Raw genomic sequence first — 12607 nt, forward strand, 5'->3', positions numbered from 1 at the left:
GTCGTGTTTCCACTGCTCTTGCGGACATCGTCGTTCATCCTTCCTGATACGATAATATACTGCGCTATTCGCCATGACACGCTTCCGCTCGCTGGCTTCGAGTTCCGATGCGCCTTGCACTCCTCCGCGCTCTGCGACGGGGTGTCCCGGCTGCATGTCGGCAGCGCTCGAACCGTCGCGGCGCACTTTTCCATCGGATTGACGGAGCATCGTCACAGGCAATCGAGCGCGGTCCGGCCGTCTTCCGATCGGCACGGCCGCAGGCAAGATAACGTGCGTTCCGTCGTTCCTGGTCTGCATCGGTCCTCATCCGCCGAGGGCGGATCTCCGTGTTCAGATGGCGCCCGTCAGCTGCGGGCGCGCTGCGTTTGGTGTCTGCGCGTTGCTCACCGGTGCGCTCCCAGGAGCCTGCGATCCTTCGCGTGCGCCCGCTGGGCGGTGTCGGCTGTGCTTGTTGCCGGATCGCCGACATAGAAGGTGCCGTCGCTCCACATGGCGTGCATGATGACGGCGAGCTTGCGGGCCACGGCGACGCACGCCTTGCGGTGGCAGGAGCGCTTCGCGATCTGCTGACCCCAGACCTTCACCTTGTCCTTGCCTTTGAAGCGGGTCAGCAGTCCCGATGCCGCCTCGTAGAGCGCGCGGCGGACATCGGGGTCGCCAGCCTTTGAGATGCGCCCCTGCACGTCGATCGATGTGCCCGACTGCCATCGCCTGGACGTCAGCCCGAAATAGGCGGCGACATCGCGCGAGCGGCGGAAGCGGGACGGATCGTCGATCGCCGTCATGAAGCTGAGTGCCGTCACCGGCCCGACGCCGGGGATCGCCATGAAGCGCCGACACAGCTCGCTTTGCACCACCAGCTTCACGACGAGATCGTGCAGCCGGCAATACTCCTTCCACAGTGCGGCGCGCGCCGACAGCATCGCGTCCATCAGTTCGCTGGACAGCGGATCTTCGGCCACCGCCTCCCTCACGGCGTGGTCGAACTTGCCGCGCGAGGTGCCGCCGAGCTTGATCCCGAAGCTCTTCAGCGAGTGGCGGATGGCGTTCTCAAGATCAAGGAACTTGCGCTTCAGGTTGCGCCGGTGCGTGAGCAGCAGGCGCATCCGGTAGCAGCTTTCCGTCTTCACATGCGCCTGGCGGAACCAGCCGGTGCGCATGATGTGGGCGATCCCGAGGGCGTCCGCTGCGTCGGTCTTGTTACGCTGGGCCGACATCGCGGCACGTACATGCTGCGTCTCCAGGCAGATCGCCGGCAGACCGAGCTTCTTGAGCTCGGGATGGAGCCAGGGCGACAGCGAGCCGGCCTCATGGCCGACACGCTTCAACCGCCTGACGAAGGGCTTCAGCACCGCAAGCAACGCCTCCGGCTCGGTCGCCACCTTCACCGTCAGATGCACCTCGCCGCGATCGTCGACGACACACACCGCCGTCTCCTCGATGGCCACGTCCAGCCCGCAAAAGAAGTCCATCACCCGCCTCCTGCGTTGAGTAACGCGGGAGATTTTACCGGGCGGCGAAGCTGTTGGTGGCGCGCTCTTCGACGGGGAACCGTCCTGCCGATTACGGGCGGCACTCGTGCGGTCGTGGTCCTGATCCTGCGCCTCCCAGCCCTCCATGAAGCGCCAGAGCCCGACAGGACGCGAAAGCGGTTCCGCCTCGTCATGGCGCCCTCCGCGATGGCAACGGTGCAGCGAAAAGCCCGCCCGATCGCGGCGCGAGGACCCCGGAATCGACTGGATTTCTGCGCTCGAGCGGCGTCGCGAACAGCGGCGCCTCGCGCCAGCTTTGCGCCATTGGCCGCACCAATTCGGTGCCGCCGGCTGCAGGCTCTTTGTCGAAAATGGGCGCGAGAGCCGCGATGTAGTTGCGCGTCTCCGGCGGCAGCGGCTTGCCGGCGAGCGAGGCCTCATAGCGCGCCGGTCCGGCATTGTAGGCCGCGAGCATGGCGCGGATGCTGCCATAGCGGTCATGGAGCTGGCGCAAATAGGCAGCGCCGGCGAGGATGTTGTCGCGGTGGTCGAAGGGATCGGCACCGAGACCGTGATGGACGCGAAGCTCGTCCCAGGTCGCGGGCATGATCTGCATCAGCCCCATCGCACCGGCGGGCGAGACGGCGCGCGGATCGCCGCCGCTCTCGGCTTGCAGGACCGCACGGATCCAGACGGCTGGAAGCTCGAAGCGCTGCGCAGCCTCGTCGATAAAGGCGGCGTAGGATGTGACCGAAAAGGCCACGGTTGGCGACGTAGTCTGCGCGGCGGCAGAGCCGGGCAATGCACCGCCGATCAACAGCCCGGATGCGAGGAAGAGTGCAGAGCGATGCATGTTAGCGCACCGCCGCGCGCCAGATGAAGGCGCCGTCGCCGGCTTCATCCGTGAGCACTGGCATCGCACGGCCGATGATGGCCGTAGCCGGGATCAGGCCGAAGTATCGCCCATCCAGACTGTCGCCGACATCCGGGTTCATCAGGAACAGTTCGCCAGGCGCGATACGCCGGCAGCCCTGCCAGACCGGCAGATCGCGACCCATGCGGTCACGCGGCAGCGCTTCGCCCAATGGCACGCCATCGACAGTGATGGCGTCGCTGAGGCGGCAGACAACCTGCCCCGGAAGCCCCATCACGCGCTTCAGCAGTGGTGTGCCTTCGCCGATATAGCCACGTGCGATGAGGAACGCGGCGAGCGGTGGCGGTGGAATTACCGCGACCAGATCGGTGATCTCGAGATGATCCGCCGGCTCGACCGAGTAGAGCCCGACAGGAACGCTCGCCGAGACATTCCAGATCAGCTTGAGCGGCGTCGGCAGCGTGGCGGCGTAGGCCACGCCGACGCTGGCGACCGTCGTCATGATCCCATAGGCGGCGCGGCTCATTGTCCGCACTCCCGCCGCTTCAGCCACGCCTGATGGCGCTTGATCGTGTAGGCGCGCGGCTCGAAGCCGACGCTCATGCGGTGGGCGACGTGACCCCAATGGTCAGGAGCGACGGTCGCCGGATCAATGCCGATCGCCTCGATGGCGTCGATGTGCTGGAGGATTTTCTCGACCTTCGGCCAGCCATCCACCCGCAGCAGGATGTCGCCGCCGGGGCGCACGAATGGCAGTGTCTGGTAGCCTTCGCCCGGCGCCACGCAGCGCACGATGTCGAGGCGGGAGGCCACGGTGCCGAAGTCGTTCGACGCCCATCGGACAAAGGCGAAGATGCAGCCGGGAGGGAAAGACAGGATGCGCCGGCGGCGATCCAATAGCTGCTCATGCGCGTGATGGCCGAAGCGGATCCAGTTCTCGATGCGCTTCTCGATATGGGTCAGCTCGACATGGGTCACGGCATCGGACGGGGGAACAGGTGCGAATGCCGTGCTTGCCGCACGGGGCGCAAACGCCGCGCTCATGGCTGGTCTCCAGATTGGGGAGGGAATTCGCGCGCGAGGAGGTCGCGCAGCATCTCGGCGACGGTGACGCCACGCCGGAAGGCGGCGACCTTGATCCGCCCGCGCAGGTCGGGCGTCACATCAATGGTGAGGCGCGCGGTGAACGCGGCGCCGGGCCGGTGCTCTGGCGCGACATCCGCCGCCTTGACCCAGTGCTCGGGATCCGCAGGCCGGGAGGCAAAATCGCGGCGGGTCGGGCGCTCGCTCATGGCGCGAGCCTCCCGAGGTCGAGACCATTGATCTCGGCGATCAACGCAGCGATCTCGCGCGTCGCTGACCCCGCATCGTCGCGCTCGAAGACGAGACGTCCGGATTGCGCGGCCGCCGCAAAGGCGATGCGCTGACCGATGGTGCTGGTGAGCGCCGGGGGATCGTGGTCGGCCAGCGTCCGCGCAGTTTCTCGGGCGAGAACGGTGCGCGCGCCGCAGCGGTTCAGGACGAACCGGACCAACAGCGCCGGGCGGTAGATCCGCGCCTCGCGGATCAGCGCCAGCATCTCGGCCGAGGCCCAGCCGTCGAAGGGCGAGGGCTGCACGGGGATCAGCACCAGGTCGGCGGCAAGCAATGCCGAGCGCATCAGCCCCGCGACACGGGGCGGTCCATCGATGACGATGTGATCGGCGTCACGCGCAAGCTCCGGCGCTTCACGATGCAGCGTGTCGCGGGCGAGCCCAACGATGCCGAACAGCCGAGGCAGGCCCTCGCGGCTGCGCTGCTGCGACCAGTCGAGGCTGGAGCCCTGCGGATCGGCATCGATCAGCGTGATCCGGAGTCCATGCTGGGCCCATTGTCCGGCAAGATGCAGCGCCAGCGTCGTCTTGCCGACCCCGCCTTTCTGGTTGAGGAGCGCGACGATCATCGATGCCCCCTCGAGCGAGGGGGCGTCTGCAAGACGCTCTCAGGCGGCGTCTTTCCCGGCCACTTTGCCCCCAGCCGGTGCTGATCTGCGGCGCTCACAAAAGCGCTCGCGCGCCTCTTAAAGTTAGATTCTAGGTTAGACTCTAAGTTAAGGGGGCGATTTTCTGATGCAGAACAGGGAGTTAAGGCCTGTTTGGGTTCCTGATAGCACGAGGCACCGGTTCCCGATGGCACGATAGTCCGGGTTCCCGATAGCACGAGGCTATCCACAGGTTGTCCACAGGGCGCGGCTGGCTCGAAGGCGAGCAGCAGCCGGCCGCTGACCTCGACCTCAACGAACAGCACGTAGCCGGGAAGTGGCTGGCGCCGGATCAGATCCCTGAGTTCGAAGGCGAAGCGCTTGAACGGCGACAGGCTGCCCGATTTCTGGTGCAGGTGCCGGAAATCGAACCGCCACCCGTCCTGTTGCCGCCCGCCATGCTTGCGCACCAGACGGTAGAGCCAGCGCTCCAGTCCGCCCGTCAGCCCGAAATAGGCGCGGTCGATGGTGAGCACGAGCGCGTCGTCGAGCACGGCGCGGTAGAACCAGTCCGGCAGGATGAGGTCGACACCATCAGGCCGGCCGTTGCGGTCGGTGCGCTCCTGCCATTCATTGATCCAGGAGAAGCGGTGCCGGCGCCCCTCCGCCGGCTGGCGGATGGTGGTCGAGACGGTCGTGGACTGGAGGCGGTCGAGCGCGGCCTTGAGGCGCTGATAATCCCGCAACGAGGTGCCGCGCCCGACGAAAGTGAGGATCTCATAGGGCGTCGCCGCCATCAGGCGCGAGGTGCGCAGCCCCGCGTCGCGCGCCTCGACGATCTGGCTGGCCGCCCAGATGAGAATGTCGGCGTCCCAGATCGTCGCCATGCCGTGGTCGGGCACGGCCTCGACCCGGATGGCGATGCTGCCGGTCCGGAAATCGATCGGCGCGACGCGCGGCGTCTTGGAGAGGGAGAAGAAGGGATAGGCCATGAGATCCTGCGCATCTCGTGGCGCGAAGTCGCCCGGCAGGGCGCGGAACAGATCGAGCTGCCCGCGCTCCGAGAGGCTGTGATGCCGCGCCGCCATGGGAGTGTTCAGCGCGCGGCGCGGCCGGCGAACGAACCGGCGGCAAGCGCATGGCGCTTGGCCGGCAGGACGGTGCCGCGCGGATCGGAGGTCGAGGTGACGGCCCCGCGCTCGGTCCAGGCCTGCAGGTCGTCGATGGAATAGACGACACGCCCGCCGAGCTTGCGATAGGCGGGACCGGTGCCATAGGTGCGGTGCTTTTCCAGCGTGCGGGCCGACAGGCTGAGAAACTCAGCGGCTTCCTTGGTGCGCAGGTAGCGCGGCGGGAGGGTGGCGAGATCGGGTCGCATGGAGCGGGCCTCCGTGGGCGTGGCGGGAGCCGCCGGAGTGCGGCGGCGGACGGTGACCACGGTGGCGGAGGAGGAATGTCGGGAGGGATGGGGAAGATTGGGGGGCTAAAATCCCCACCTCGTCACGCGCGGCGGCGGTGACGGAACAGCCGCAGATAGCCGCCGGCGATCAGGCCGGTGCCGCCTTCCACAAGGCCTATGACGCGGTCGCGCAAGGGAGACGTCTTCCAGGGATCGGCCGCGACCCGCTCTGTGCCGAAGATGGCCTCGGCAATGTCGCGGTAGCTCGCGCCCCGGTTTCGCCCGTCGCAGGCTTGAAGCATCCGCCGCAGGCGCGCACGCTGCTGGCGGGTCATGCGGGTGTCGGGCGGCACGCGCCTTCCACGGTGCGCATGCCAGAGGCGGTTCAGCGCCTCGATGCGGCCGGGCAGGTCATCGTCGAAGGGGATCAGGGCGGCAATCGGTACGCCGGGGCCAACGCTAGAAAGCGAAAGATGCGGCGGCGCTGCATGATCAGGTGCTTCGGCAGGTACAGCCTGCGGCGTCGTGCCGGTGCCCAGCAGATAGTCGGGAAGCTCTGTCAGGACGGTGACGGCCGGGTTGATCCGCGGGGACCAGTAGACAAGCTGCCGGGTCGCGGGAAGCGAGGGTCTCGCGGCAACATCGCAACCCCCAGAGATGTTCGGCCTCGGCTGGCAGCGGCGCTGCCGAATTGCCGGTCTCCATGAGGCCGCGATAGGCCTGCTGGTAGGATGGATCCCGCCTCAGGCACTCCCAGGCCAATCCCTCCACAGAGAGATCATCGAAATAGTCGTAGGTCAGACTGTCTCGCCAGCGCGACGTATCGGGCTTCATGATCGACTCCCAGACGGTACATGCCGTTGGGATCAGCAATTAAGGATTGCATCGCGAGGCAGAACTCACCCGACAGGCAACAGGTGATGCGGTGCGCGCATCACCTGCACTGGGGGCTTCAGTTCACACGATGCGGGAGCAGATCGCGATAGCCTGTCTGGGCGAGCCAGCGTGCGCGCTCCAAATGGCTGTCATGCACCGCGCGGGCTCGGGCAGGTTCCTGCGCCGGATCAATCCCGAACAGGACAATCACCACTTCCTGCCAGTCGGCTCCCTCAGTGGTCGCGTCGAGGAGGCGCATATAGAGCTTGATATGGGTGCGGTCATAGGCAGTCAGTTTCTGAACAGACGGCGCCTTATCATCAAACGCCTTGGCCACGTCCATCTCCCGCAGGCTGCCGTTTCTTCTGTCGCAGGCCGAGCCGTCGGCGACGGTATGGGGCTGCATTTGGGATCATTCTATCATGGGTGCTCACAAAGCCGAACGCCGCGTCGCCGGTGCGCAAAGCTGATTTACGGTCTCTTGGCACTGACGATGCGAGGCACACTGCGACCGCCGCCCACACTGTCGTCAGTGCGATGTAGAGAATACTCCGTGGTGAAATACTCATCAAGCGACTGCTCTCTCGGCCATGGAGATCCGAGAGGTGTTCGCGCGCAATCTGAAGGCCTTGCGGCTGGCCAAGAGGCTGTCGCAGGAGGAGCTTGCGCACCTCGCGGGCATTGATCGCACCTATGTCAGCTCGCTCGAGCGGTGCGTTTACAACGCCAGCATCGATGTGGTGGAGCGGCTAGCCTCGGTTCTCGGCGTCGAGGCCTCCGACCTGCTCCTGCGCCCGCCGAAAGGGCCGACCGAGATCGATCGTGAGGACGACAAGTAGGGCTCTATTGGAGCCATCGCGTATTCCCGCTTTTCGATGGAGAGCACCCCCGGCCTTGTCGGCCGGGGGGCGCAGCCCGTACGTCAGTCGCTGCGGCGCCCGTTGGGGCGCGACCAGATGAGGGAGAAGGTCTCTCCGTCCTCGTCATCAAAGAGGTTGGCGTAGATGGGGGCGGTGAAGCTCGGATCGTCGAGCTTGAGGCCCAGATAGTCGCGGCCCTCGGTGGAGCGCTTGGACCAGGCGGCTCCGATCTCGGCGCGGCCGACCAGGACCCGATGGCTGGGGGCGTTTTCGCCGGTGGCGCGGGTGTCGGGGATGATGCGCACGCTCCGGGCCTGCACGCCGAGGGTCACGATGTCGCCGGTGAACTCGTTGGTGCCGGTCTTCCTGAAGGTGCCGATGGTGGCCATGTTCCGTCTCCGTTCTGTCTTCTGAGCCCGCACCATTGCGGCCTCGATGGCGATCGAAAGGCAGAAGGCGAGCGACGCCGCATCGCCTCGGGGCCCCCGTCGCGCTGGCGCGATGGGGTGAGGATTGCGACCGCAGCGCAGCGGAGGACGGCGCAGGCGCGACTTTGTTGCTTCGCGAGGAATGACGGCGATCCGGGGCCCCGCGCGGCTCAGCGCGCGGAGTGGGCGTCGGCAGGGGAAGAAAGTCGGGCCCAGCCGTTGTGGCACAGGCGCTCGAGGCGCAGCCGTCCTTCGGCCAGATCAGGCCATTGAAGAGGCCGTCTGGAGTGGGCACGGGCGGATGGATGAGGGAGATGGTTTGGGCTCGCGCCGGATATAGAGACCGGACCGGCGAGCATCGGCGGACGATACCCTGAGCTTGGCCAAGCTGCGCATTCCCCGTTCCGCCAACGCCGCGAATGCTCCACCCCTAGGGCCTGTCGACAGCAACGCGGCCGCCGTTTTCCGCGCGCGCTAACTCTGCCGTACAGGATGGCGAAACGGACGCTCTGGGCTTCCGCTCCCTCCCGGCCCAGCCCTTTGACGCGGACGCTATGTCATTCGCCTTCTGGTGCGCCGAGCGGATTTTGCGGTGTCAGGGAGGGGAGCTGTGCCCGTCAGAAGGGCGGAACGCCTTCCTTCCGGTGATGCGCACGAAGGCGACGATGCCGACCACGCCGGCTCCGATGATCGAAAGCACCATCTGCCACGGCTGGGAGGGCATGGTGTGCTTCACGATGCCATGGGTGGCGTGGAAGCCCGCCACCGCGGCCGGGACGACGAATGCGGCGGCGATGAGCAGGCGCGCCCAGATCGGGCGGACGATCGCGAACAGGAACTGGCCGAGGCCGCAAGTCAGGCCAGCGGCGGCAAGGCAGACAACAAGAACGCCGAGCCATCCGGCGCCGGTGCCATAGGCCCATGTGCCCGCCGTGATGCCCGCAAACAGCGGCAACGCGAATACCGCCAGCGTGAGGAGCAGCCAGCAGAGGAATGCGATCGTCGCCATGCTGAGGAGAATGCCGATGAAGATCATGGGGGCCGCTCCATAAAATCAGACCGATGCGCCTCCACCACCACGATGCACCGGCGGGATTGGCGTTGGCGTCAGAGCACGAGCGCACGCCGTCTCCGCCGTTCATGGCGGCCTGCTCGCCTCTCAAGAGGCGAAGGGGTCGATTTCCCGGACGATGGCGGCTTCGTCTCCGTCATATTCGGCAGCCGGGGCGACGGAGAGCGTGCCGTCGCCGGCGCGGAAGATGACGACGGTGGCCATCAGGGTGGTGGCGAGGCTGAAGGCGAAGGCGTGAGCGATCTGGGCGGACATCGACCTGGCTCCTGCGCGAGCGGAGGTCCATCCCCCGCTGACAGGCGCCCGAAAGGGCCGGCCGGTGGCCGCAATCACCGTGTCCGGCGCAGCCGGAGCGGCGGCACGCGCAGCGTAGTCCGACCCTTCATGGGTTGATGGCGTCAGGCCATCGGCTGGACCCAAGGATCAGCGTCGTGAAGCGGGGATGGTCGTCCGGTCAGGAGACCGTGATGGCGGGTTACTGCGCAGGTCGCTTCCGCTGGGTTGTCAGGTCCAACACCTGCTTCCGTGGCAGGTCGTCAGCGTTCCACGTTCCACGGATTGATGACCGCCACACCGGCGGCGTCGAACGCGCTGGTATCGCGCGTGGCCACAGCGAAGCCCCGAGAGGCTGCGATTGCGGCGATATAGCCGTCAGGCGTCGGAAAGCCCTTCCCGGCCGTGCGCGCTTTCACGGCGAGGTCGGCATAGTGTCGTGCGGCAGCGATATCGAACGGCAGGACGCGGTCAGCGAACAGTTCCATCACCCCGTCCAGGGCCTCGGTCAGCCGGTCTTTGCGCTTGCTAGTGGGCAGCGCGCCTATGCCGTACAACAGTTCGCCGATGGTGACGCTGGAGAGATAGAGCGTCTCGGCCGCCTGCTCGTCGAGCCACGCCCGAACGGTGTCGTCGGGGGCGGGCTTCATCGCCTCCGAGATGACGTTGGTGTCGAGAAGGATCATTCGAAGCTCATCGGCTCGGCGGGCATCCTGTCGCGCGCCGGGCTGAGGGCGTCGATGTCCTCATTGGTCAGGCCGAGGCGGCGGCTGCGTTCCGCGAGCGCCGTGCCGAGCCGCAGGCGCGTGTCAGGGCGAACGGCGGTCTCCAGGATGTCGCGCATCTCCGCTTCGGTGCTGCGGCCATGCTGTGCCGCGCGCACCTTGAGGGCACGGTGCGTCGCCTCGGAGAGGTTGCGGATCGTCACTGCGGGCATGATGGCGCCTCCCAGCACATCTGATAGCGTTGATAGCAAAATAGAGAAGCCGCCATCATTTTCAAGATGGTGGGTTTGGCGGCGCTTATGCGCCGCCAGTTCCGAACCGATAGACCGGGATGCCCATCTTGCGGGCCTTGTCGGCGAGGTTGTCCTGAATGCCGGTGCCGGGGAGGATTACGACGCCGATCGGCACCACGTTCAACATCTCATCGTTGCGCTTGAAGGGCGCGGCCTTGGCGTGCCTCGTCCAGTCAGGTTTGAAGGCCACCTGCGGCACCTTGCGGCTGTCGGCCCAGAGGGACGCGATCTTTTCGGCGCCCTTGGGCGAGCCGCCATGCAGCAGCACCATGTCCGGGTGCTTGGCGTGGATCTGATCGAGCTTGGCCCAGATCTGCCGGTGATCGGCGGTGTCGCCGCCCGAGAAGGCGATCTTTGGCCCTGCGGGCACAAGCACCTCAGTGTCGGCACGCCTTCTGGCCGCGAGGAAATCCCGGCTATCGATCAGTGCCGCGGTGAGGTGGCGATGGTTGACCCGTGATCCGGCCCGTGGCGTCCAGGGAGAGCCGGTGGCGATACGGTAGCGGTCGGCGGCGGCCTCGCGGAAGGCTTCCATGCCGTCGCGCCGGCCGATCAGGTTAATGCCGATGTCCATCAGGCGCTCGAGCTCCAGTGACTTCACCTCGGAGCCGTCCTGTTCATGCTGAAGCTGCTTCTGGGCCTGCTCGTTGTCGTCGAGCTTCTGCTCGATCCGGTCCACGGCGCGGTGGAACATGTTGACGGTCGACCAGAGGAGATCGGGAAGCTCGGCATCGAGGCTGGTGTCGGTGATCGTGGCAACGAGGGCGTCGAAGATGTCGGCAATGGCTCCTTCGATGAGGCGGTCCTCCGGTGGCGGGCGCTGGTCGCGCTCGTCCTCGGAAGGACGATGGCCGTGGAGCTGCAACTCCTGGATCAGGTGGTCGGTCGGGGATGAGACGTGGTGCGGCTCGTGGTCGTCATGCGTGCTCATGGGATGCTCCGTCGGTTTGGACCGCTTGCCGTGGCGGCCTTCATGGCGACGAAGCCGTCGGGCGGGACGGAGCTGCACCCGGAGCGAAGCGGCAGGGCCGAAGCGCAGCGGAGGATGGCGACAAGCCGGCGATTTTGCTTCGCGATGGAAAGGCGTTGGTTCGGGGTCCCCGCGCGGCCTGCCGCGTGGGGTGGACTTGCGCCGCCGGATAATCGTCGGCGGCAGCCATTGCCGATCCGGCCCGGCTGACGGCCGATCGCCCTCTCGAAGGCGCAAGGCGCGGTCCTTTCCATGGGCTGACGCATCCTTGCGGGTATGGCAGCCACGTCTCGCGGTTCAGCACGTTTCGGCTATGGGGCCAGGCTCATGAAGCGCACGACATCTTCCGGTGCGAGTTGCACCCGAACGCCCGTCCGCAGGGTATCGATACCGAGCTGCTGGAGATCCTCGTTGAAGTCCCCAAGTGCTGGCGACAATGGAATGGCCTCGATGCCCTCGGCGTTCGCCCGTTCCATCAGCATGTCCCGCGCGGCGTCACCGGCAGGATCGTTGTCGCGGACGATATAAAGCCGCCTCAAGGCAGGCGGGAACAGGATGGCGGCCAGATGCGCGGCCGAGAGCGCCGGCGCCATCGCCATGTCGGGCAGAACCTGCCGGATCGACAGCATGGTCTCGATGCCTTCGCCCGCTGCCATCACGCTGTCGGGCACACCGATGCGAACGGTAGACCCAAGCAGATCACCCATCGCCTTGCGCGGCGTGTTGACTGGAGCCTTGTCCGAACCGTCGGGGGCGAGCCAGGTGCGGTGTGCGCCGGTGATCCTACCGGTGAGATCGGTGACGGCGGCGATCATCGCGGGCCACGCCTCCGTCGGGCCGTCGTCGGGCTTGTAGTAGCAGCGCGGATGGAAGCGCAGGTTTCCGGTTCCGTGCAAAAGCGTGATGCCGCGTCGGCGCAAATACGTCTCTGCGATGGTCCCGGCGATGGGCTGCGACATGGCGAACAGCCGCCGTGCCGCATCGACCGACCCTGATGGAGCCGGCAGGACACGGCGACGTGGTGATGTGGGCTCCGGTTCGGGATGCGGCAGGTTGAGAAAGGTCCGCGCTTCCTTGGCAACGTCAATGAAGTCGGTGAGACCGAGCGATCCGCGGATGACGTCGAGAAGATCGCCATGTTCTCCGGTGGCGGCATCGGTCCATTTGCCCGCCGGCCCTTTCGCGGATGCCTGGAGCCGGACAAAGAGCGAGCGGCCGGGCGTGTTTCTGATATCGCCGACCAGCCAGTAACGACCCTCCCGGCGTCCATTGGAGAGATAGTGACGGCAGGCCGCTTCCGCCCGATCGGCGAGCCGGCGCGACAGATCGTGAGCAATCCCGGACATGGCGAGCTTTTCAAAACAAAGGCCCGCCGACAGAGCCGGCGGGCCGAGATCGTGTC

General features: G+C 66.5%; 19 protein-coding genes. 1 reads left to right on the plus strand and 18 read right to left on the minus strand.

The genetic code is table 11. The features are described from left to right. Positions 1 to 386: 386 nt before the first annotated feature. From FZ033_RS00340 to FZ033_RS00385, 11 genes are all read right to left on the minus strand, one after another. On the minus strand, positions 387 to 1475 hold the full coding sequence (locus tag FZ033_RS00340; RefSeq protein WP_149574216.1) for an IS110 family RNA-guided transposase: 1089 nt from the start codon (positions 1473 to 1475) through the stop codon (positions 387 to 389). Between the two features lie 190 nt (positions 1476 to 1665). Then, positions 1666 to 2328: a lytic transglycosylase domain-containing protein gene (locus tag FZ033_RS00345; protein WP_149574217.1), complete on the minus strand. Its 663-nt coding sequence runs from the start codon at positions 2326 to 2328 to the stop codon at positions 1666 to 1668. A 1-nt stretch (position 2329) separates the two neighbouring features. Continuing rightward, positions 2330 to 2875: a S26 family signal peptidase gene (locus FZ033_RS00350; protein ID WP_149574218.1), complete on the minus strand. Its 546-nt coding sequence runs from the start codon at positions 2873 to 2875 to the stop codon at positions 2330 to 2332. Then, a complete protein-coding gene (locus FZ033_RS00355) occupies positions 2872 to 3393 on the minus strand; it encodes a DUF2840 domain-containing protein (RefSeq protein WP_149574219.1) in 522 nt (173 codons plus the stop codon). Before FZ033_RS00355 ends, FZ033_RS00350 begins: the two co-directional genes overlap by 4 nt. Beyond that, positions 3390 to 3641 (minus strand): ribbon-helix-helix protein, encoded by a 252-nt coding sequence (locus FZ033_RS00360; protein ID WP_149574220.1) that lies wholly within the window; start codon positions 3639 to 3641, stop codon positions 3390 to 3392. The genes FZ033_RS00355 and FZ033_RS00360 overlap by 4 nt, the downstream gene beginning before the upstream one ends. Beyond that, entirely contained in the window at positions 3638 to 4291 is a 654-nt protein-coding gene (parA, locus tag FZ033_RS00365) for a ParA family partition ATPase (RefSeq protein ID WP_149574221.1), read from the minus strand. The genes FZ033_RS00360 and parA overlap by 4 nt, the downstream gene beginning before the upstream one ends. Further along, a complete protein-coding gene (locus tag FZ033_RS00370) occupies positions 4288 to 5397 on the minus strand; it encodes a replication initiator protein A (protein WP_149574222.1) in 1110 nt (369 codons plus the stop codon). The genes parA and FZ033_RS00370 overlap by 4 nt, the downstream gene beginning before the upstream one ends. Before the next feature lie 8 nt (positions 5398 to 5405). Continuing rightward, positions 5406 to 5687 carry a helix-turn-helix transcriptional regulator gene (locus FZ033_RS00375; protein ID WP_132036201.1) on the minus strand — a complete coding sequence of 94 codons (282 nt, stop codon included), beginning with the start codon at positions 5685 to 5687 and terminating at the stop codon, positions 5406 to 5408. Positions 5688 to 5809: 122 nt separating this feature from the next. Beyond that, complete coding sequence (locus FZ033_RS24190; protein WP_188079262.1) at positions 5810 to 6292, minus strand: DUF2285 domain-containing protein; 483 nt, start codon at positions 6290 to 6292, stop codon at positions 5810 to 5812. Next, positions 6201 to 6542, minus strand: a complete 342-nt coding sequence (locus FZ033_RS24195) for a transcriptional regulator domain-containing protein (protein ID WP_232847273.1) — start codon at positions 6540 to 6542, stop codon at positions 6201 to 6203. Before FZ033_RS24195 ends, FZ033_RS24190 begins: the two co-directional genes overlap by 92 nt. Positions 6543 to 6660: 118 nt before the next feature. After that, positions 6661 to 6927: a DNA -binding domain-containing protein gene (locus tag FZ033_RS00385; RefSeq protein ID WP_149574633.1), complete on the minus strand. Its 267-nt coding sequence runs from the start codon at positions 6925 to 6927 to the stop codon at positions 6661 to 6663. 247 nt (positions 6928 to 7174) lie between these two features. Here FZ033_RS00385 and FZ033_RS00390 point away from each other — a divergent pair, with 247 nt between their 5' ends. Beyond that, on the plus strand, positions 7175 to 7423 hold the full coding sequence (locus FZ033_RS00390) for a helix-turn-helix domain-containing protein (protein ID WP_149574223.1): 249 nt from the start codon (positions 7175 to 7177) through the stop codon (positions 7421 to 7423). Positions 7424 to 7506: 83 nt separating this feature from the next. Here the strand turns inward: FZ033_RS00390 and FZ033_RS00395 are convergent, their stop codons facing one another. From FZ033_RS00395 to FZ033_RS00420, 7 genes are all read right to left on the minus strand, one after another. Further along, positions 7507 to 7833, minus strand: coding sequence for a DUF736 domain-containing protein (locus tag FZ033_RS00395; protein WP_149574224.1), 327 nt, complete (start codon positions 7831 to 7833; stop codon positions 7507 to 7509). Between the two features lie 634 nt (positions 7834 to 8467). Beyond that, positions 8468 to 8908: a hypothetical protein gene (locus tag FZ033_RS00400; protein ID WP_149574225.1), complete on the minus strand. Its 441-nt coding sequence runs from the start codon at positions 8906 to 8908 to the stop codon at positions 8468 to 8470. A 123-nt stretch (positions 8909 to 9031) separates the two neighbouring features. Then, positions 9032 to 9199, minus strand: a complete 168-nt coding sequence (locus FZ033_RS23920; RefSeq protein WP_188079217.1) for a hypothetical protein — start codon at positions 9197 to 9199, stop codon at positions 9032 to 9034. Positions 9200 to 9480: 281 nt separating this feature from the next. Then, positions 9481 to 9903 carry a type II toxin-antitoxin system VapC family toxin gene (locus FZ033_RS00405; protein WP_149574226.1) on the minus strand — a complete coding sequence of 141 codons (423 nt, stop codon included), beginning with the start codon at positions 9901 to 9903 and terminating at the stop codon, positions 9481 to 9483. Further along, complete coding sequence (locus FZ033_RS00410; RefSeq protein WP_149574227.1) at positions 9900 to 10154, minus strand: FitA-like ribbon-helix-helix domain-containing protein; 255 nt, start codon at positions 10152 to 10154, stop codon at positions 9900 to 9902. The genes FZ033_RS00405 and FZ033_RS00410 overlap by 4 nt, the downstream gene beginning before the upstream one ends. An 85-nt stretch (positions 10155 to 10239) precedes the next feature. Next, positions 10240 to 11166: a DUF2493 domain-containing protein gene (locus tag FZ033_RS00415; protein WP_149574634.1), complete on the minus strand. Its 927-nt coding sequence runs from the start codon at positions 11164 to 11166 to the stop codon at positions 10240 to 10242. 350 nt (positions 11167 to 11516) lie between these two features. Next, the gene (locus FZ033_RS00420; RefSeq protein ID WP_149574228.1) at positions 11517 to 12551 is read right to left on the minus strand and encodes a DUF7146 domain-containing protein; all 1035 of its coding nucleotides are present in this window, start codon (positions 12549 to 12551) and stop codon (positions 11517 to 11519) included. Positions 12552 to 12607 lie beyond the last annotated feature (56 nt).

The sequence above is a fragment of the Xanthobacter oligotrophicus genome (assembly GCF_008364685.1).
GTDB lineage: Bacteria > Pseudomonadota > Alphaproteobacteria > Rhizobiales > Xanthobacteraceae > Xanthobacter > Xanthobacter oligotrophicus.